A 19973-nucleotide genomic window follows, 5' to 3' on the forward strand; every position below is an offset into this window, starting at 1 on the left:
TTATTATCTTAAAATAGCAGAGATTAATTTACTTTACATCAAAAAATAGCCTCTATATATTCTTTCCAATAAGACGGGAGCTTTCCTATATTTTGGATTTACTTTTGGTTTCATCCGGCACAAAATTCCTGTGTTTCTCCATCATCATATTCTGAAGGGAATCCATTTGTTGGAATAATTGCCGCATATCCGAAAAATTATTGGTTCGTTGTCTTTCAAAAAAATCATCAAAAAATTGGTTTCCGTTCATCAGGGAATCCTGATCAAAAAACCGACCTAAATCACGGTCCTCAAAAAACGATGATAAATTGCCTTGGGGAAAAAACTTCATTGAATTCATAATACTATCCAGATTCATCTCCTTGGGCAAGTTGCCAAGATTGTCATAGGAGAAGGAATAAATGGAGTCATAGCCTATAACGTTTCCTTCCTCGTCATATTTTTTATCCACCTTCCAGCTTATTTTCGGTTTATCTATAGAAAGACTGTCCGTATTTTTTTCTGCCAAATCAGCTTTAGATTTGTTCCTGTCGTTCTGTGCTTGGCCTCCAACCACCATAAAGCCCAACAAAAGGGCGAACACAAATTTTTTCATTTTAAAAATTTTTAATTGAACTTCCTTTTTTTTAGATAATTAGCCACAAAAAAAATGCCAATAGAACTGATATCCAGAACCTTGTCTGGTTAAAAATGTGTTAAACGATAGCGGACCATATTTTAATAAAAAATTCCAAATTCCATTAATGATATTTCATGCGCGACACTCAAAATTAAAGTATAAGCAGTACTTTTAAAGTAACCCTATAAAATTGAAAACACGAATAGAATGTCTGTACATCTTGAACATAAATCAAACCCAATATTGCCTTTTGGCAAATTTATAATTAGGGTCTTGACCTACTTTCTTTTCTCCTTCATATTAATTGTTTTTTCTTTGGGCATAGGGACCATTGGCTATAATTATTTTGGCGGTTTGTCTATAATAGATTCGTTCTACAATGCCTCAATGATTCTGACAGGTATGGGACCTGTGAACGAAATGAAAACTGACGGGGCCAAACTGTTTTCATCCTTCTTCGCTCTGTATAGTGGAATAGCATTTCTAGGTTTTTTTGCCGTTATTTTTGCCCCGATCGCACACCGATTACTTCATATTTTACATCTGCAGGATACATGAAAAATAAAAATATACCCAAAATAATAATTATTGGAGCTGGTTTTGGTGGAATAGCCATGGCCAAATCCTTTAAAAATAGAAAAGTAAATGTCCTATTGATCGATAAACACAACTATCACAACTTTCAGCCCCTTATGTACCAAGTGGCGACCGGAGGTTTGGAACCGGATAGTATTGCCTATCCCGTACGAAGGATCTTTAGAAAACACAAGCATATTGCCTTTAGGATGGCAGAAGTAACCTCTATAGACCAAAAGAAAAATCAATTATCTACTTCAATAGGACCAGTGTATTATGATTTCTTAGTTATTGCCACTGGCAGTGAAAACAATTTTTTCAATTTTGAACCAGTTAAGGATAAATTATTGACTTTAAAATCAATTCCTGATGCCCTGAACATGAGAAGTTTTATTTTTCAAAATCTGGAAAAAGCTATGGCCAACACTGATGGGGATCCGCTTGAAGAAATTATGAATATTGCCATTATCGGAGGTGGTCCAGCAGGCTTGGAATTGGCTGGTGCACTCGCAGAAATGAAACGCTATGTTTTGCCTAAGGACTTTCCTGATCTTAACCTAAGCAAAATGTCGATCAACCTGTATGAAGCAGAACCAAAACTGCTTTCGGCCATGTCCGAACAGGCCTCGGCCAAAAGTTTGGAGTATTTACAGAATTTGGGGGTGAATGTACATCTTAAAACCATGGTAAATGGGTATGATGGCAGTAATATCCAATTGGCCGATGGCACTTCTTTTTTGACAAAAACCGTAATTTGGACTGCTGGAGTATAAGGTGCACTTGTTGAGGGAATAACCAAAGAAAATATTCTGCGCGGGAATCGGATTTCCGTGGATGAATTTAATAGGGTATTAAATACCACAAATATTTTTGCAATTGGTGATGTCGCCGCACATATTGATTCGAAAAACCCCAAAGGCCTTCCTATGCTGGCGCCTGTAGCACAACGGCAAGGTGAACATTTGGCAAGGAACATTTTAAACATATACAACAACAAACCCCTACAGCCTTTTGTTTATCATGACAAAGGCGTTATGGCAACTGTGGGAAGAAAGAAGGCAGTAGTAGATTTGCCCAAATGGAAGTTTCACGGAACATTTGCCTGGATAGTATGGATGCTAATTCATATTATGTCCTTGGTTGGTTATAGAAACAAGGTTGTCGCCTTCCTTGATTGGATGTCCAACTACTTTACCTATGACAGACCTTTGGGACTCATAATACGACCCTACAATAGAAAGGAGTAATTATAGGTTATTCTGAAAAGATAAGAGATCCCTGCCCATGCATAATCCTTAAGTTGAATAAGCCAATAACCTGTTGTACCTACTATTCATCTTAAGGCATTTTGTTAATACTGCATATGCATTTCCCCAACATAAAAAGACAGATCGCAAATCTGTCTACCTTAAAATAATTTACAAATCGATAACCTGTAGTTGGTAATTATGTCTCCAACATATACTATCTTTAATTGTAGGTTTAAGGTTCATATTATAATACCTCTTTTGATCAACAACCTTGAACTTTTTATACGGCAATAATTGAATGACTAAAAATAAAACAACCAAGGAACAAAAGCGATTGGACGATTCCCGATCGAAAGCGAAGGATTGGCATAAATGGGGTCCCTATTTAAGCGAGCGACAATGGGGGACGGTTAGGGAAGATTACAGTCCGGATGGAGATGCCTGGAACTACTTTTCTCACGAAGATTCCCGGAGTAGGGCTTATAGATGGGGAGAAGATGGGATTGCCGGAATCTCTGACCGATATTGCAATATATGCTTTGGAATAGCCCTCTGGAACGGTAAGGATGGTATTTTAAAGGAGCGACTTTTTGGTTTAACTGGACCCCAGGGAAACCACGGGGAGGATGTTAAGGAATTGTATTACTATTTAGAGAATACTCCTACCCATTCCTATATGAAGCATTTGTACAAATATCCGCAGAATGAATTTCCATATGTACAATTGGTAGAAGAAAACAGGAAGCGGGGGAAAAACGAATTTGAATACGAGCTTTTGGATACCGGTATTCTAGACAACAATGAATATTTTGATGTAATTACAGAATATGCCAAGGCTGACAACGAAGACATTCTCATAAAAATATCCATTAGCAATAGAAGTTCAAAGTCTGCTCCCATACATGTTCTACCCACCCTTTGGACCAGGAACTTATGGAGTTTTGTGGGGATGCCCAAAAAACCACTTATTAAAAAACAAAGTCATAAAGGTCAAACCTATGTTTCCATTAATCATATTTATGTAGGTAACTATAACCTTTATTTTGAAGAGCCTTCCCGTTTATTATTTACCGAGAATGAGACCAATATGGAAAAGGTCTACGCGCAACCCAATGATCACCCCTTTAAAAAGGATCTTTTTCACACCTCTGTGGTGAACAATGATTATTCCATAATTTCCAAAAATAACCAAGGCACCAAATTTGCTCCCTTGTACGAGATGAACCTTAAGGGCGGGGAAACAAAAACAATTAAATTGAGGCTGACCGCCTCCTCTTCGGAAGACCCATTCGATAACAGATTTGATATCGCCTTTGCAAAAAGAATCCAAGAATCCCAAGAATTCCTTGATGCCACTTTTAAAACGGCATCCAAAGAAGCTAAAGAAACACAAAGGCAGGCTATTGCCGGACTTTTATGGTCCAAACAATATTACAATTATGAAGTGGAAAAGTGGCTGAACGGAGACCATAAGGAAATGCCTCCCCCACAAAATAGATTTAAAGGTAGAAACAAGGAATGGAAAACACTGAGGAACCACGATATCCTCGCTATGCCGGACAAATGGGAATATCCCTGGTTCGCAGCATGGGACACCGCATTCCATTGTGTTAGCCTAGCTTTGGTTGATTCCAGTTTTGCCAAGGATCAACTGTTGTTATTCACCAAAGAATGGTATATGGCACCCAACGGACAGATACCTGCATATGAGTGGAATTTCAGCGATGTTAATCCACCTGTCCAAGCCTGGGCCTCCCTACAGGTTTATCAAATGGAAAAAAAGAGGACCGGCAAAGGAGATCTTATCTTTTTAAAACGAATGTTCAACAAATTGGCCCTAAATTTTACTTGGTGGGTAAACAGGGAAGATAGTCTTGAAAACAATGTTTTTGAAGGAGGATTTCTAGGGTTGGATAATATAGGTGTCTTCGATCGTAGTCGGGATATTCCCGGAGGCGGAGTCTTGGAGCAGGTTGATGGAACCTCATGGATGGCCTTATACTGCCTAAATATGTTGGAGATGGCCCTTGAAATAGCATTGCAAGACATATCTTTTGAGGATATGACCATGAAGTACTTTGGCCATTTTGTCTTTATCGCAGAAGCATTGAATAACATAAGTCAGGATTATAACGGGTCATGGGATGAAAGCGAAGGTTTTTTTTATGATAAATTAATATTCCCTAATGGGGAATCTATGCCCATTAAAGTACGTTCCATTTCGGGATTGTTATCGCTTACAGCGGTATTGAACATAAAAAAGGAATATTTGGACAAACTTCCGAGATTTAGAAAAAGTATGGAATGGTTTCGTAGACACCGCATAGAAAACGCTAAATATCAGGTGATGGAGGAATATTCGAAAGACAAGGATGTATTATTGTCCTTGGTACCAAAGGATCGCTTAAAAAAATTGATAGGAAGCATTTTGGACGAAAAGGAATTTCTTTCCCAATATGGCATTAGGTCCTTATCCAAGGTACATGAAAATCCTTATACCATCGCCATCGATGGCACTACTTATGGGATAAATTATGAACCTGCAGAATCCTCCACCGGGCTTTTTGGTGGGAACTCCAACTGGCGAGGGCCTATTTGGATGCCGATGAACTATTTGTTTATTAATTCCTTAAGGGAATATCACAGCTATTTTGGGAACAAGTTAAAATTCACCTACCCAACCGGAAACGGAAAAACGATGAATTTAAAAGATATTAGTGATGAAATTGGCAAGAGATTAATAACACTTTTCGAAAAGGATGCAGACGGCAACAGGCCTATTCACCTTTTACATAAAGAGAAATACCAAGACCCCCATTTTAAGGACCTTATCCTATTCTATGAATATTTTCATGGAGATAGCGGTAGAGGTGTTGGGGCGTCACATCAAACCGGATGGACCGCTTTGGTAGCGAATTTAATGGAAGAAATATAATTGTAATTTGGAAGATTTTTTTAAAAAGGAATGGTTGGTTACTAACGGACTGGGAGGATATGCTTCCGGGGCTGTCAACGGGGCCAATACTAGACAGTACCACGGTCTTTTGGTAGCTGCTCTGGAACCGCCTACCGATAGAATGGTGGTAGTTGCCAAAATAGAAGAACGGGTCCTTTTAGATGGCCAATACCATAATTTATCCTCCAATCAATATCCCAAAGTAGTTTTCCCCGATAGCGGTCACTATTTAAATAATTTTGATATCAGCCCTACTCCTTCCTGGCAATTTGCAGGCAAGGATTGGGATTTGTATAAAAATGTAAAAATGGTACCCGGGTCCAACACCACGGTGGTGACCTATACGAACAATGGAAAAACACCATTGGTTTTGGAACTACATCCTCTCTACGCTTACAATGACTTTCATACTACCTTTCACGAAGCCTCATGCTATAATTTTTTTACAGAATTCAATGAGGGACACTTAAAAACATTCCCCAAATACGGAAGTCAGCCAGTTTTTACGGGCTGGACATCGGGAAAGTTTTTAGAAGACCGTTGTTGGTTTAAAAATATTATTCTTCCAATGGGTAAAGCCCGTGGCCAAGGCTCTGTTTGCGACTATTACAGAATTGGATATCTTGTGCACGAGCTGCTGCCCGGGGAAGATCTTACCTTGTACTTCACAGTTGAAGAAGACATCATAAAAAAAGGACTAATAAATCTTCTAGCCATTGCCAACGAAAAACAAAAATCCCACAATAAGGAACTTCAAGATGGGTTTTTCAAAGACCTTATGGTGTCGGGAGAGCAATTTTTGGTCCAAAGAAAATCTACCAATAGTATGTCTATAATTGCAGGCTATCACTGGTTTACGGATTGGGGAAGGGATACCATGATCGCTATGCGCGGATTGACCATAGCAACTGGCAACAAAGCGTTGTCAAATTCTATATTGAATACCTTTTTCAAAAGTGTTGATCAAGGCATGATTCCGGACCGGTTTCCAGATAACGCCAAAGATCCAGTTCATTATAATACTATTGATGCAACCTTATGGCTTTTTGTTGCGAGCTATGATTACCATCAAAAATTTGAAGATCTTCAATTTCTAAAAAGTCATATTGCAATATTGAAGGATATATTGGACCAACATATTTCCGGAGCACGTTACAATATTCACATTACTGAAGAAGGATTTATTAGTGGTGGGGAGCCCGATGTTCAGCTTACATGGATGGACGCGATCGTTGGCGGAAAGGTTATTACGCCTAGAATTGGCTGTCCGGTGGAGATTAATGCGCTTTGGTACAATGCCCTTAAAATTTACGAGAATTTCTGTAGTGTTCTTGAAGTGGAAATTGATGCCTGTTATTTGAATTTAATAACTAAGTTTGAAACTAATTTTACAAACTTCTTTATTAATCCCGAAGGCACTTTATACGATGTAATCGTACCGGGGATTTCACAGGACAACACCTTTCGTCCCAATCAAATATATTGCCTGAGCCTACCCTTCACCGTTCTTAATAATGACCAACAAAAGTCCATTTTTGAAGCTGTGAAAGATAGACTTTATACCCCATTTGGACTTCGCACTTTGGATCAGGACAATCCGGATTATAAGCCGAACTATGAAGGAAATCAATGGTCACGTGACCATGCTTATCATCAAGGGACCGTATGGCCGTTTTTACTGTATGAATATTTTCAGTCCTTTTTCACCATTTACGGAACTTCCTTGGAGAATAAAAAAAAGGTCCTGTCCGAATTGGAACAATTAAAAGAGCATTTCTATTTCTATAATGGTATCCATTGTATTTCCGAAGTCTTTAACGGGGATGACCCTAAGGAAGGAAAAGGATGTATTCATCAGGCCTGGTCCGTTGCTGCCATTATTAAACTATATGTAGATTATGGCTTGGACAAAATTGAAAATAAAAGTGAAAGTGAAGTATCAGTTAAATTGGGACAAACCTTAAATAAGGAATAAAAACGTATTTTATCTATCGCCTTATAAAGCAAACAACCCCTTGGGAACTGCATGAAATCCTAATCCTCTAACCATCTTTTCAATTTCTTTTATTTCCACCATTTTTGTGGTATGCACAGTAAATTCCACAGGGTAGCTGTCATTGAAAATTACATTTTTTACACCATCAATTTTTAACAAGTTATCCTCAATTCTCTTTAGGTCGTTTGCCTCTTTCGCATTAGTTCCGAAGATTTTACCATGATTGCCAGGAATTACATTTTCTGTTATAATACTCATAATTAATATATGTTTAATAAAAATAATATATTGGCCAACCCATCTTCAAAATCAGTAGTTATTTAAACATTTCAGGCCTAATATAAATTTACAAAAAACGGGAAAGAACAAGGGTTATAATTTCCATAACTTTTTAAGCATATATTCAATAGTCTTAAATAATAAGTCTTACATCTCCCAATTCTTGAATCTTATAGGGAAATTTATCCCCTGGTGAACCTATAAACATGAAGTTGGTGGGAATTCCCCAGCGTTTGGACAATTCCTTAATTTTCTCCGGACCAAATACTCCCTTCTCTTCTACAAAATGAATATGAATATCTGGGTAGGCACGATCCAATACCCCAATATCCTCTTTCAATTTGGGTGCTATAAAATGTTCCTCATCCACTACCGCAACAATTTTGAGTATCCTGGTTGGTTCATTATTTTTAATATAAAGCATCACCTTATTTAAGGTAGCCACATCGTCATGGTTTGTAAAAAAAACGAACTGTTGTTTATTAATTGCCGCCAGTAATTTTTTGGTATGTACGTTCAAGGTCTTAAATAGTTGGCCCTTATCAGGAAAGATAAAACTTAGAATATCTAGAAATCCCCTAAAAATATAGGTGCGGTACAACATGAAAAACACAACAAGAAGAGTAGGAATGAGATATTCGGTAAATATCCCCAAATAGGAAGGATTTAATATAATGTTCCCGGCCATGGCAGCCAATACCGCAAATATGGCTATCATAAGACCTAACCAGCTAGATCTTTCCGGACGTGGTAATTTCGCCCTGTTTATTTTAAGCATCATGTTACCAATTCCGAATAATACCATCACCGATAAAAAAGCTATGGTATAAACTCCTGCCAATTTTGCCAGGTTTCCTTGGGTTACCATCAATATGGACACACATAAAAAAAAGAATAAAGTATAAATCATATAAGAACTGCCAGCCTTATTTTTCTTCAATAAAAATTTGGGCAAAATACGGTCCAAGGCCATGCGTTCCATAAGTCCACCCACACCTACAAAGGAAGTAAGCACAGCACCGCTTAAAACCAAAGCAGCGTCTATACCCACAAGTAAGGAAAGCCAATTGCCTCCGGAAACATCTGCCATATGGGAGAGTAGGGCATCTTGATTGGTTTCAATAAAATGGATGGGGATAATGGCAAGGGCCAAAAAGGCGATCAATGGATTAAAAATAGTAACTACCACCCACATGTTACGTAAGGTCTTCGGAAATATGCCTTCCTTCTGTTCCTCAACATAATTGGCTGAACTTTCAAAACCACTAATCCCCAACATAGCTGCTGAAAACCCTAAAAACAAAGCGCTAAATATACTACCCTCCACCGGAGTCTTGAAATTTGCTAAGAGGGTTTCAAACCCGTTTTGCGCAAAGTAGACGATACAGAAGACGCACAATAATGTCAATGAAATTAAATGAAATATGAAAATGATTATTGCCACCTTGGAAGATTCACCAATACCTATGATAACCAATCCCATAAAACAAAACATCAAGATTATGCTTACCGGTAAGACCGGGATAAAGTTCCATATGCTGTAGGCATACTTTACTGCCTCACTTGCCGATATCACAGCAGTTGCCATATAAGAAAGAACGGTCAAAGCGGCAGCAAGGGAAGCGGTCGACTTTTTGGTGGTATTCAATAGGGCATTATAGGCTCCTCCATTTAAAGGTAGCGCCCCCACCACTTCCCCATAGATTTTTCTAAAAAGAAATAATACAAAGGCCACTACCAAAAGAGAAATCCAGGCATACTGACCGGAATAGACAATGGCTAGGGCGGAAACATATAAACAAGAGGAGCTAATGTCGTTTCCACATATGGCCGTGGCTTCCAGTTGATTTAATTTTTTCTTCATTGAATCATTATTGGGGTAAAGAAACCTTACCTAAAGATAGGTGTAAAACAAGTACTATTTGTTTATATGAGGTAGAAAATATATTACTTTTAAGATATAAAATACGCTACCCATGAAGACCTTTACAAGCGCCATTTCCCTAAAAGAATTTCCGATCAGCGAACAGGTTCCTGTAAAAACAATTCGAAAATCCATAATGGATCTTATCCAAAAAGAACATCCAGACATAAATTCGAAAAAATCCATTGCCGTATCCGAACTCAATTCTTATCGACAAAAATATTTGGCAGAATATCTTATTCATGAAGTAGGGGAACTGTCCACACTTGAGGAAGATGTACTAAAGACGATCCAGCAGGAGAAAATAATTACCACCCAAAGGGAATTATTGGATGAATCAACTGAATATTCCTATGGACAACGCCTGGCAGATCGGGTAGCCACTTTCGGCGGAAGTTGGAGATTCATAATTCTTTTTGCCATTTTTATTTTTATTTGGATGGTCATCAATATTATCTTCCTAATGGATAAAGGATTTGACCCCTACCCTTTTATCCTTTTGAATTTAATTTTGTCCTGTTTGGCGGCATTGCAGGCCCCCGTAATAATGATGAGCCAAAATAGGCAGGAGGAAAAGGACAGGGAACGGTCCAAACAAGATTATATGGTCAATTTAAAGGCCGAATTGGAAATTCGAATCCTACACGAGAAATTGGACCACCTTATAATCCATCAGCAACAAGAGCTATTAAACATCCAACAAATACAAGTGGAGATGATGGAAGATATAATGAACCAAATAAAGAGGCAACAGAAAAGCTGAGGACCTGTTTAAGAATACGACAAATATTGAGATATTCTGGAAAATCATCCCTAGGAGTTAAGATATTTTGTATTTTTTGAGAACCAATTAATAACCGATCAAATTAATCACGCTACCATGGAAACCAAGATTTTTAACATCAATAGAAGACACTTTATAAAGGGCACTGCAGCATCCTTGGCACTTTCCTCTTTTGGATCCTATGGTATGGAACTCCTATATCGGGATAAGCCGCTACGTGTTGGACTGATCGGCACAGGTTGGTATGGAAAAAGTGACCTTTTTAGGCTTATGCAAGTAACCAAGGTAAACGTGGTATCCATTTGTGATGTGGACGAACGTTTGCTTAAGGAAGCAGCAAACCTGATACAACTTAGACAACCTTCAGGAAAAGCCCCCAGAACCTATAGGGATTATAGAAAAATGCTGGCCGAGAAGGATCTGGATATTGTGCTTATTGGCACCCCAGATCATTGGCATGCATTACAGGCCATAGAGGCTTTAAAATCGGGCGCCCATGTTTATGTACAAAAGCCTATAAGTGTAGATGTCCTTGAGGGCGAAGCTATGGTCGCTGCCGCCAGAAAATACAACAGGGTAGTTCAGGTGGGAACACAACGCAAAAGTACTCCCCACCTTATTGATGCCAAAAAAAATATAGTGGACGCTGGCTTGTTGGGGAAAATTTCCCATGTGGAAATGTGTTGTTACTACCACATGCGGGCCAATGGCAATCCACCAATAGAAAGTGTACCTGAGTTTTTGGATTATGAAATGTGGACCGGACCCGCACCCCTACGACCTTATGATGGAATTCCCCACAGACGTTGGTGGCGAACTTTCATGGAATACGGCAATGGAATTATGGGCGATATGTGCGTACACATGCTGGATACCGTTAGATGGATGCTAGAGCTGGATTGGCCCAAAAGGATTAGTTCTACAGGCGGAATCTATGTCCAAAAGGACGGTAAATCCAATATAGCCGATACCCAAACCGCAATATTTGAATATGAAGAACTCAACTGCGTATGGCAGCATAGAAGCTGGGGAACCCCTGCAGACCCTGATTATCCATGGTCCTTTAAACTTTATGGAGAAAAAGGAACATTGTCCGGCAGCACTATGAGAGCAGATTTTGTCCCCCATGGCGATGGAGAAAAGATACATATGGATGTTGTTTATGAAAAAGAAAAATATCCCGAGGACCTTACCGAAAAAGATATAGAATTGAACGCAGCACCGGCTACCAGATTACATATGTTGGATTTCCTTGCCGCCATTGATAAGGGTACTTTACCTATTGCCGATATTCGGGAGGGCCATGTCTCAACTGCCAGTTGCATTTTGGCCAATATGGCCATGGCTACAGGAAGGCCATTAATCTATGACCCTAAAAATATTGTTGTGGTCAATGATGCGGAAGCAACGGCACTTTTGCAAAGGGATTACCGTGCCCCGTGGAAACATCCACATCCCAATGATTTTAGATAGACTTTTAGCAGTCCCCTTTAGTTCTAGGTAAACAAAATTTAATCCAAAACACGCCCATCCTCCATCTGGATGATGCGATCCGTACGTTTTGCAAAATCCTCGTCATGGGTCACAATCAAAAGGGAGAGACCTTCCTCCTCTTTTAGCCTTTTAAATATACTGAAGACGTTTTCGGAATTATGGCTATCCAAATTCCCAGTGGGTTCATCGCCCATAAGAATGGAAGGATTGTTTATCAAGGCTCTAGCTATAGCCACCCGTTGCTTTTCCCCACCGGATATCCTTGAAGCACGTTGATGGGCCAATTTTTCTATGTCCAACATTATTAATTTTTCCATAGCGTCGTGTTCTATTTCTGCTACGGACTTCTCTGCCAATTTTTTGGCAGGTAGCATTACATTTTCAAGTACACTAAACTCGGACAACAAATAATGGAACTGGAATACGAAGCCTATGTGCTTATTGCGGATGCGTGACAATTCCTGATGTTTTTGACCCGTAATTAATGTATTGTTGAGAAAAAGTTCGCCCGTATAGTCGGTATCCATAGTAGAAAGAATATAAAGCAGTGTAGACTTTCCAGATCCAGATTTACCCATTATAGAGACGAATTCACCAGCCTCAACGCCAAATGAAATATCCTTGAGCACATGAAAATCCTTGGGCTTTAAAAAATGCTTATTTATGTTTTTTGTTTCTAAAACTAGATTCATGGATATTGGTTAAGTTCCCCGAATTATACGCACTGGGTCTATGCGCTTAGCTTTATTGGAGGGTAGCCAGCCAGCAACAAAAGTAGAAATTAAAGCAAAGGAAATCCCAATTATATAATACCACACATTATAGTTAATGGGATAAGTGGTAATTGTAGGTAATGCTTCGGTTTCAAAGGCCACATTATCTATTAGTTTGGAAAGTACAAATCCAACTGCAAGTCCAAGAATACCACCTACGGTTCCTATGATCATGGCCTGACTCATAAAGATTAGCTGCACATCGGTACCCGAAAATCCAGTAGCCTTTAGAATGGCGATGTCCTTCATTTTCTCGTATATGAGCATATTAAGGATATTATAGATTCCAAAGCCCGCTACAATCAATAAGGTTATGGAAACGGCATAGGTAATTAGGTTCCGGATATTGGACCCCGTCTCAAATTGGGCGTTGGCCTCGTTTATACTGGTCGCCTTTACTTGGAACTGCTTTTCAAGGCCCTTTGCCATGGCCGTGGCAGCTTCGATATCATTTAATTTTACATTTATATCCGTTACGTAGTTCTTTGCCTCTCCCAAAATACGCTGCACCGTCTTTAGATTGGCATAACTTTGAATATTATCTATTTCCGCAATACCACTTTGATAAATCCCCACGATCTTTAGTGGAAACACATCTCCCCTAATTGTGCTAATCTGTACCCGATCCCCTTCTTTGAGCGACATTTTTTTTGCTAGCCCTGCTCCCAAAAGAATTCCATTTTCGCTATTTTTTAAATCCTCCGGTGTACCCTGTATAATATAGTCGCCAATATTGGAAATTCGCGCTTCTTCCATAATATCCACACCAAGTAGATTACCCCCCAGTTCTATGGATCCGGAGAGATAAAAAATCTGTGCCCTTAGTTGGGGTGTGGCACCATATACATTTTTGTCATTTTTTAAATAGTTAAGGATCGGCAGTCCATTGTGAATCTTCTTTTGACTTTGTTTGGGCTTTATGGAACTTACCACATTAAAGGCATCCTCAAATTCTTGGTACAGGGCAATAGGTTGCTTTTCCGAAGGCTCAATTTCATTGTAGATATGGATGTGCGGCGTTTGATTTAAAATAAGACTGTCCAGCATTTCATTAAGTCCGGTCATAAAACTCACCAGGGTAATATAGGCCCCAATACCAAAGGTAACCCCCAAAGAAGCCGTGACCGTAGATTTCATCTTGGTCAACAAATGGGTTTTGGCAATGTTCAATATGACTTTCCAATTGATCATTCCTCTGGTTTTAGGATTTCTGTACTCTCGTTAATGCCATCCAGGATTTCGACACTATCCATATTTCTCAGTCCAATGACTACTTCCACCATACCGTTATGGGTCATCACCTTGTTCCCGTCTATTAAAAATTCCTTAGGAATGGTCAGGGCACTTTCTTTTTCAGAAATAATAATATTCCCCTCCCCTGCCAAGCCAGGGTAAAGTGCTTTTGGAGGGTTGTCAAAAGTGGCCTCTGCCTTAAACGTCTGGGAACGCTCGTCCTTTTTGGGATAAATCTTGCTTACTTTGGCTTCAAAAACCTCATCTCCATAGGCATCTAAGGTAATTAGGGCTTTTTGTCCCAAATTTAATTTTACAATATCGACCTCATCTATCAACAATTCGATAATAAAATCAGAAGCACTACCTACCGCTGCCAAAGGTTCCATGGTACTGACGATTTCCCCTGGATTTTTATAAAGGGCATAAACCTTTCCGTTTATTTTGCTTTTTAAGGTAAAATCTTGGTTAGAAATCTGGGAGGTAGTGTAATTGTTCAATGCTTGTTTAACCTGTGTGGAGAGTTCGTTCTTGGTCTGAACGTACTTATTTTTAAGCTGCTTTAAATTATTCCCGGAAATTTCATACGCAAGTTTTCGGTTCTCGAACTGCACTTTAGACCCAATATTCTGATCCCACAACCTCTTTTGCCTGAAATAATTCATGGAATCGTTTTTAAAGGATAAGGTTGCCGATTGGATCTCATCTTTCAACGAACTCAATACTGCCGAGCTTCCATTATAATTTGCCTTTGCCAATTCCAAGGCCAAACGGGCATTATCCGAATTGATTTTCGGGGTATTATTAACTATCTGAACAATTGGTGTTCCCTTCATTACCAAATCTCCTTCCTCCAACAAATTAAGATCCAAAATACCGCCTACAGGGGCATAGGCCTGATAAAGACTATCTGGTTGTACCGTTACCGACGCATATACCGATTCCGTTAAATGTTTTTTGGTAGGGAGTATCTTTTCTTGTTGGCTTCCACAGGATATGAAAAGAAAAAGAAAATTGATACAGAATAAATTCCTCATTGATATAAAATTAGGATAGTCCAAAATAAAGGGAATTTAACCATGGAGAATATGAGAAAAGTCATAAATGTGTTAATCCTAAGGGTATTCCCAATTATTTCTTGAAAATTCCATCAAGAAAGTACATGACCTTGTAATTGGATACATTACAATTATTAAACATCTGATTCCATTTCCACAAGGCCGATTGACAATAATTCATTATAAACCAATAAAATTGACAGGATATAAACAGAAGGTACAATTTACCCACAGAAAAAGGACATCACCAAAACGGGAATCTCAAACCCACCGTCTTGAAAATGTCCATTAACTTAAATTGGAAACAAAATCTTTTACCCTGTTCCCTATTTAATATAAGCTCAGGGCAATGTTCTTAACTCTTATAGAAATTTTCCTGTTTCATCCAACTTTACCCTTAGCATTTTATCCCCATTTTCCAATTTTAGCTTATAGGTTTTATTAACCCCTTTGGCTTCGTTAAAAGAGACTACGTATATATCTTTCGTAATAGTCCATTCTGGAAAACGATCTAAAACCGCATTCTTTACCGTGGTGGGCAGGTTAATATCCTTAAACTTTTCAGCAGTACGTAGCAGCTTCCCATCACCATCATAGGCAGCCAGTATTTTACCTTCAGGAATAAAGAAAGTAATATTATAAAGGTCATAATCGTCCTGATAGTATTCCGAACTTTTAACATCATAGGATGCTACCTTTTGCTGCAAAAGCTTCACTGGTATCGAGGCCAACTCTTGGGTATTTACATTGTTCAGATACTTATAGTTCGTAGCATAAACGGTTACCTCCGATAGCTCCACTGTTGGAATAATTTGAGAAAAGGCTTGGGTGGTTAGTCCAAAAGCTAATAAACCTAATAGAATTTTTTTCATGATCAATAAATTTAGATTAATAATTAGTGTTCGCATGAACGTAGTATTGTTCATGCTTTTGAAAGTACCTCACTTTAATAGCTACTACAATGACTTAAGTCATTCTGTCACTATTAGTTAAGAAAATACCTACATTCAGAAATTACAACTGACCAATATCATATTATACCCAAAAAGAAGGAACTAGATTTGATCTAATCATGCTTGGATGGGAATATTTTAGAGAATATTCTCTTCAAAATTTTCTAAGGAAGTATATAAATTATTTAAAAAGGAATATGACAAATTTAACCACTAGCGAGAGTATTCGTTTACTTAAGGATAATTACACGGGTCACTTGGGATACATAACCCAAGATCAACCTTTTGTACTTCCTATCACCTATTATTATGATAAGGAAGATCACTCAATAATAAGTTATTCCGCGGATGGCCATAAGATAGAGGCCATGCGAAAAAACAATGCGGTTTCCCTGTTAGTGGAGGAAATAAAATCAATAAACAACTGGCAATCCGTTTTGGCCCATGGAACTTATGAAGAACTTAAGGGTACCGATGCCAAGTTTAAATTGCATCAATTTACGGAGGGGGTCAAAAGCCTTATCCTTGCCAAGGAGCATAGAGAAACAGAATTTATTAGTGAATTTTCCAGCAAATTGTACTCTAGGGGAATCCCAACCGTCTACCGTATTAAAATTTTAGAGATTACTGGAAAAAGAAAAGAGACCTAGAATATAAAACCCGCAGGTCGGTTCCCCTATTTTTCCAGCTATTTGTAATTAGCTGTACATTCTTGTATAAGTAATTTCAAGAAACCATTTATTGCATTGGTGATGAAAAACTACATAAGACACTTTAACGAAATAGACATAAGCAATATTCCAGAAGTGGGAGGTAAAAATGCTTCATTGGGTGAAATGTATCAAAAACTGACTTCGAAGGGAGTTCAAGTTCCTGATGGGTTTGCCACTACTTCGGAAGCTTATTGGCTCTTTTTAAAGGAGGCAGGGTTAAAGGACTTCATTTTCATGGAAATGGAAAAATTGGATAAAAAAGATTTTTCCAATTTGAGGGAAGTTGGAACCGCTATACGGAACAAAATTGCCAAAGCACAATTTCCTGAGGCCATTAAAACTTCCGTTGAAAAAGGATACATCACTATGGTGAAGAAATATGGACCTGAAATCTCCTTGGCCGTCCGCAGTAGTGCTACGGCAGAGGATCTTCCCAATGCCAGTTTTGCAGGGCAACAGGAAACCTATCTTAACGTGAGGGGTTTTGATGAATTGATTGCTGCCTCTCATAAATGTTATGCATCATTGTTTACCGATAGAGCCATTAAATACCGAGAAGACAATAATTTTGACCAGACCACCGTAGCCCTATCCATAGGTATCCAATTAATGGTACGCTCAGATTTGGCCAGTTCAGGTGTAAATTTCACCTTAGATCCGGACAGTGGTTTTGATCAGGTAGTTCTTATATCCAGCATATGGGGTCTAGGGGAAAATATTGTACAAGGCAGTGTAAATCCGGACGAATACTTCGTTTTTAAACCCAGTGTAAAAAAGGGCATACGCCAACCCATAATTTCAAGAAAATTGGGAAGCAAGGAAAAAACAATGATCTATGACACTTCGGGCAGTGGCACCCTTAACCTGAATACCAAAATAGAAAAACAGGAACAATTTGTACTTACGGAGCCTGAGGTAATTAAACTGGCTGAATGGGCCATAATCATTGAGGAGCATTATGGACGTCCAATGGATATAGAATGGGCCAAGGACGGATTGACCAATGAACTGTTCATTGTACAAGCAAGACCCGAAACCGTGCAAAGTGCAAAAAAGAACAAGCTTAGAATTGCAACCTATACCCTACTCGAAAAAAGTAGGGAAATTACGAGCGGTATGGGTCTGGGCAACAAAATATCCGCTGGGAAAGCACGGATTATCCATAGTCCACTAGAATCCGATAAGCTACAACCAGGAGAAATTCTTGTAACAGAAAAGACCGATCCCGATTGGGATCCCATTCTTAAAAAGGCGGCCGGTATTATTACCGACCAAGGTGGACGAACAAGTCACGCTGCCATTGTTGCCCGAGAGGTTGGCGCGGCAGCTATTGTGGGTACACTAAATGCCACTAAAACGATAACTGATGGCCAATATATTACCATCTCCTGTGCGGATGGGGATACCGGGGTAGTCTACGAAGGAATACTAAAATGGGATGAAAAAGTGGTGGATACCACAACATTGAAAAAACCATCAACCCAACCCATGCTTATTCTGGCAGATCCGGAGCAGGCCTTCAAGCTGTCGTTTTATCCAACTGCCGGCGTTGGTCTGATGCGGTTGGAATTTGTGATCAACAATTCCATCCAAATCCATCCCATGGCCCTAAAACGTTTTGATACTTTAAAAGATGTATCAGCCAAAAAGCTAATTGATAAACTAACCCACCACTACCCTGACAAGGCCGATTATTTTGTACATAAACTGGCAGAGGGCATTGCTACCATATCGGCAGCCTTTTACCCCAAAGATGTTATTGTGCGTACCAGTGATTTCAAATCCAATGAATACGCCAATTTAATAGGAGGTAAGGAATTTGAGCCAATTGAGTCCAACCCTATGATCGGTTTTCGGGGAGCGTCTCGTTATTATCATCCCAAATACCAGGAGGCATTTGAGTTGGAATGCAAGGCTATGAAAATGGTTAGGGAAGACATGGGTTTTAACAATGTAAAGATCATGATTCCCTTTTGTCGTACTCTTAAGGAAGCTGAAAAAGTGGTTGGTATTATGGAAGATTATGGATTAAAAAGGGGAGAAAACGGCCTACAACTGTATATGATGACCGAAATTCCCAACAACGTAATTCTCGCTGAGGAGTTTTCACAATTTTTTGATGGCTTCTCTATAGGCTCCAACGATCTTACCCAATTGACCTTGGGGGTGGACCGCGATTCAGAGCTCCTAAGCGATATTTTTGACCCCAAAGATCCGGGAGTAAAAAAAATGATCGCAATGGTCATCGCCTCGGCCCGTAAAACCAACACAAAAATTGGACTCTGTGGACAGGCACCAAGTGATTATCCCGAGTTTGCCCAATTTCTTGTAGAACAAAGAATCAACTCCATATCCTTTAACCCTGATGCACTTATCGCTGGAATTAAAAATATAAATACGGCTGAGGAAAGTAAGATCAGCTTTGGAATGGCGGAAAGTAGTAATTGAATTTACAGCCAAAAGTCAAGGATCCATAATCAATATTTAAACTTAATTATTTGTAATTCCCCAATTGACTAAACTTATAAAATGGGTTAAAATCTGCACAAAAATATTTTACATTTTTATCCTTAGAATTTCACTGACTGGATCCAATTATTCCGTAACTTAGATATTGGAACAACAAGGTACGTTCCCACTTCCCCTTCCAATCTTAAATTTGTAACGTATGCAAAGAAACAGCTTCATTGCAGCCCTATCTGCACTCGCCACTCTTCCTTTAATATCATTTTCTTCTTTGGATAAAGTAATAAAAAGAAAGACCAAGGGCTTTAAAATTAATGCAGGGGAAGGAAGAATACATGGCCATATAAAACTAAAGGGCGTAAATTCCAATATAATGGATGTGAAAATATCCGGTAGTGATAATGATAATGACCTAGCTATATTTGAACAAACTTCCCTTACCCAAGGTAAAGGCACTCCATTGCATATACACCCCCGGCAGGACGAAATATTCTATGTCCTTGAAGGAGCATATTATTTTAAGGTCGGGGACGAAACCTATAATCTTACGATTGGCGATAGTATATATCTCCCAAGAAAAGTTCCACATGCCTGGACTCAAGTATCTAAGAAAGGTAAGATGCTAGTAATTTTTCAGCCAGCTGGCAAAATGGAGAATTTTTTTGTTTCCATGGCAGCATTGGATCACGAGCCTAGTCCAGAAGAGATTGCGCAACTATTTGCAGAAAATGAAATGCAGGTTGTGGGGCCTCCCTTGAAAATCGATTGATTCATCCACCAAGACATTGGGACAAATTGAAAAATATTCTACTTATTGCCTGTACAGCTTTATATAGAAGCATAGTCCGTGACTTTCTTTACAGTATAATATTGATATTACCAAACGCATGATGACTTAT

Annotated in this window: 16 protein-coding genes and 1 pseudogene; 10 read left to right on the plus strand and 7 right to left on the minus strand. The window is 38.9% G+C overall.

Annotated features, from left to right (window positions below; all coding sequences use genetic code 11):
* Nucleotides 1–85 precede the first annotated feature (85 nt).
* Nucleotides 86–595, minus strand: coding sequence for a hypothetical protein (locus tag H4O18_RS11455; RefSeq protein WP_187584664.1), 510 nt, complete (start codon nucleotides 593–595; stop codon nucleotides 86–88).
* A 231-nt stretch (nucleotides 596–826) separates the two neighbouring features.
* Between H4O18_RS11455 and H4O18_RS11460 the strand changes: the two genes are divergently transcribed.
* The 5 genes and pseudogenes from H4O18_RS11460 to H4O18_RS11475 all read left to right on the plus strand — a co-directional run bounded on the left by H4O18_RS11460 (nucleotide 827) and on the right by H4O18_RS11475 (nucleotide 7376).
* The gene (locus H4O18_RS11460) at nucleotides 827–1177 is read left to right on the plus strand and encodes a hypothetical protein (protein WP_187584667.1); all 351 of its coding nucleotides are present in this window, start codon (nucleotides 827–829) and stop codon (nucleotides 1175–1177) included.
* Nucleotides 1174–2139: pseudogene (locus tag H4O18_RS11465) on the plus strand (NAD(P)/FAD-dependent oxidoreductase); the annotation flags it as partial. The gene H4O18_RS11460 and the pseudogene H4O18_RS11465, both read left to right, overlap by 4 nt.
* A 90-nt stretch (nucleotides 2140–2229) precedes the next feature.
* The gene (locus tag H4O18_RS22590) at nucleotides 2230–2442 is read left to right on the plus strand and encodes a hypothetical protein (RefSeq protein WP_425489135.1); all 213 of its coding nucleotides are present in this window, start codon (nucleotides 2230–2232) and stop codon (nucleotides 2440–2442) included.
* A gap of 301 nt (nucleotides 2443–2743) precedes the next feature.
* Nucleotides 2744–5380, plus strand: coding sequence for an MGH1-like glycoside hydrolase domain-containing protein (locus H4O18_RS11470; RefSeq protein ID WP_187584669.1), 2637 nt, complete (start codon nucleotides 2744–2746; stop codon nucleotides 5378–5380).
* Nucleotides 5381–5387: 7 nt separating this feature from the next.
* Nucleotides 5388–7376 (plus strand): amylo-alpha-1,6-glucosidase, encoded by a 1989-nt coding sequence (locus tag H4O18_RS11475; protein WP_187584671.1) that lies wholly within the window; start codon nucleotides 5388–5390, stop codon nucleotides 7374–7376.
* Nucleotides 7377–7397: 21 nt separating this feature from the next.
* On the opposite strand, the gene H4O18_RS11480 is transcribed toward H4O18_RS11475, so the two are convergent.
* Both H4O18_RS11480 and H4O18_RS11485 read right to left on the minus strand, forming a co-directional pair.
* The gene (locus H4O18_RS11480; protein WP_187584672.1) at nucleotides 7398–7655 is read right to left on the minus strand and encodes a heavy-metal-associated domain-containing protein; all 258 of its coding nucleotides are present in this window, start codon (nucleotides 7653–7655) and stop codon (nucleotides 7398–7400) included.
* Between the two features lie 154 nt (nucleotides 7656–7809).
* A complete protein-coding gene (locus H4O18_RS11485) occupies nucleotides 7810–9540 on the minus strand; it encodes an APC family permease (protein WP_187584674.1) in 1731 nt (576 codons plus the stop codon).
* Nucleotides 9541–9652: 112 nt separating this feature from the next.
* Between H4O18_RS11485 and H4O18_RS11490 the strand changes: the two genes are divergently transcribed.
* On the plus strand, nucleotides 9653–10363 hold the full coding sequence (locus tag H4O18_RS11490) for a DUF1003 domain-containing protein (protein ID WP_187584676.1): 711 nt from the start codon (nucleotides 9653–9655) through the stop codon (nucleotides 10361–10363).
* A 117-nt stretch (nucleotides 10364–10480) separates the two neighbouring features.
* A complete protein-coding gene (locus tag H4O18_RS11495) occupies nucleotides 10481–11857 on the plus strand; it encodes a Gfo/Idh/MocA family protein (RefSeq protein ID WP_187584678.1) in 1377 nt (458 codons plus the stop codon).
* 38 nt (nucleotides 11858–11895) lie between these two features.
* Here the strand turns inward: H4O18_RS11495 and H4O18_RS11500 are convergent, their stop codons facing one another.
* The 4 genes from H4O18_RS11500 to H4O18_RS11515 all read right to left on the minus strand — a co-directional run bounded on the left by H4O18_RS11500 (nucleotide 11896) and on the right by H4O18_RS11515 (nucleotide 15814).
* On the minus strand, nucleotides 11896–12570 hold the full coding sequence (locus tag H4O18_RS11500) for an ABC transporter ATP-binding protein (protein WP_187584680.1): 675 nt from the start codon (nucleotides 12568–12570) through the stop codon (nucleotides 11896–11898).
* A gap of 9 nt (nucleotides 12571–12579) precedes the next feature.
* On the minus strand, nucleotides 12580–13842 hold the full coding sequence (locus H4O18_RS11505) for an ABC transporter permease (protein ID WP_187584682.1): 1263 nt from the start codon (nucleotides 13840–13842) through the stop codon (nucleotides 12580–12582).
* Entirely contained in the window at nucleotides 13839–14921 is a 1083-nt protein-coding gene (locus H4O18_RS11510) for an efflux RND transporter periplasmic adaptor subunit (RefSeq protein WP_187584684.1), read from the minus strand. Before H4O18_RS11510 ends, H4O18_RS11505 begins: the two co-directional genes overlap by 4 nt.
* Before the next feature lie 383 nt (nucleotides 14922–15304).
* Nucleotides 15305–15814: a nicotinate-nucleotide adenylyltransferase gene (locus H4O18_RS11515; RefSeq protein ID WP_187584686.1), complete on the minus strand. Its 510-nt coding sequence runs from the start codon at nucleotides 15812–15814 to the stop codon at nucleotides 15305–15307.
* Nucleotides 15815–16092: 278 nt separating this feature from the next.
* Between H4O18_RS11515 and H4O18_RS11520 the strand changes: the two genes are divergently transcribed.
* From H4O18_RS11520 to H4O18_RS11530, 3 genes are all read left to right on the plus strand, one after another.
* The gene (locus tag H4O18_RS11520) at nucleotides 16093–16545 is read left to right on the plus strand and encodes a pyridoxamine 5'-phosphate oxidase family protein (protein WP_187584688.1); all 453 of its coding nucleotides are present in this window, start codon (nucleotides 16093–16095) and stop codon (nucleotides 16543–16545) included.
* A gap of 102 nt (nucleotides 16546–16647) precedes the next feature.
* Entirely contained in the window at nucleotides 16648–19056 is a 2409-nt protein-coding gene (ppsA, locus tag H4O18_RS11525; RefSeq protein WP_187584690.1) for a phosphoenolpyruvate synthase, read from the plus strand.
* Between the two features lie 220 nt (nucleotides 19057–19276).
* Nucleotides 19277–19843, plus strand: coding sequence for a cupin domain-containing protein (locus H4O18_RS11530; protein ID WP_187584692.1), 567 nt, complete (start codon nucleotides 19277–19279; stop codon nucleotides 19841–19843).
* The last annotated feature ends 130 nt before the right edge of the window (nucleotides 19844–19973 follow it).

Source organism: Arenibacter arenosicollis, assembly GCF_014397245.1.
Classification (GTDB): Bacteria; Bacteroidota; Bacteroidia; order Flavobacteriales; family Flavobacteriaceae; genus Arenibacter; species Arenibacter arenosicollis.

Coding starts and splice junctions, on each gene's coding strand:
- H4O18_RS11480 (WP_187584672.1), bottom strand. CDS start 7,655: ATGAGTATTATAACAGAAAATGTAATTCCTGGCAATCATGGTAAAATC.
- H4O18_RS11515 (WP_187584686.1), bottom strand. CDS start 15,814: ATGAAAAAAATTCTATTAGGTTTATTAGCTTTTGGACTAACCACCCAA.
- H4O18_RS22590 (WP_425489135.1), top strand. CDS start 2,230: ATGGCAACTGTGGGAAGAAAGAAGGCAGTAGTAGATTTGCCCAAATGG.
- H4O18_RS11520 (WP_187584688.1), top strand. CDS start 16,093: ATGACAAATTTAACCACTAGCGAGAGTATTCGTTTACTTAAGGATAAT.
- H4O18_RS11485 (WP_187584674.1), bottom strand. CDS start 9,540: ATGAAGAAAAAATTAAATCAACTGGAAGCCACGGCCATATGTGGAAAC.
- H4O18_RS11505 (WP_187584682.1), bottom strand. CDS start 13,842: ATGATCAATTGGAAAGTCATATTGAACATTGCCAAAACCCATTTGTTG.
- H4O18_RS11455 (WP_187584664.1), bottom strand. CDS start 595: ATGAAAAAATTTGTGTTCGCCCTTTTGTTGGGCTTTATGGTGGTTGGA.
- H4O18_RS11490 (WP_187584676.1), top strand. CDS start 9,653: ATGAAGACCTTTACAAGCGCCATTTCCCTAAAAGAATTTCCGATCAGC.
- H4O18_RS11460 (WP_187584667.1), top strand. CDS start 827: ATGTCTGTACATCTTGAACATAAATCAAACCCAATATTGCCTTTTGGC.
- H4O18_RS11510 (WP_187584684.1), bottom strand. CDS start 14,921: ATGAGGAATTTATTCTGTATCAATTTTCTTTTTCTTTTCATATCCTGT.
- H4O18_RS11470 (WP_187584669.1), top strand. CDS start 2,744: ATGACTAAAAATAAAACAACCAAGGAACAAAAGCGATTGGACGATTCC.
- H4O18_RS11530 (WP_187584692.1), top strand. CDS start 19,277: ATGCAAAGAAACAGCTTCATTGCAGCCCTATCTGCACTCGCCACTCTT.
- H4O18_RS11500 (WP_187584680.1), bottom strand. CDS start 12,570: ATGAATCTAGTTTTAGAAACAAAAAACATAAATAAGCATTTTTTAAAG.
- H4O18_RS11495 (WP_187584678.1), top strand. CDS start 10,481: ATGGAAACCAAGATTTTTAACATCAATAGAAGACACTTTATAAAGGGC.
- ppsA (WP_187584690.1), top strand. CDS start 16,648: ATGAAAAACTACATAAGACACTTTAACGAAATAGACATAAGCAATATT.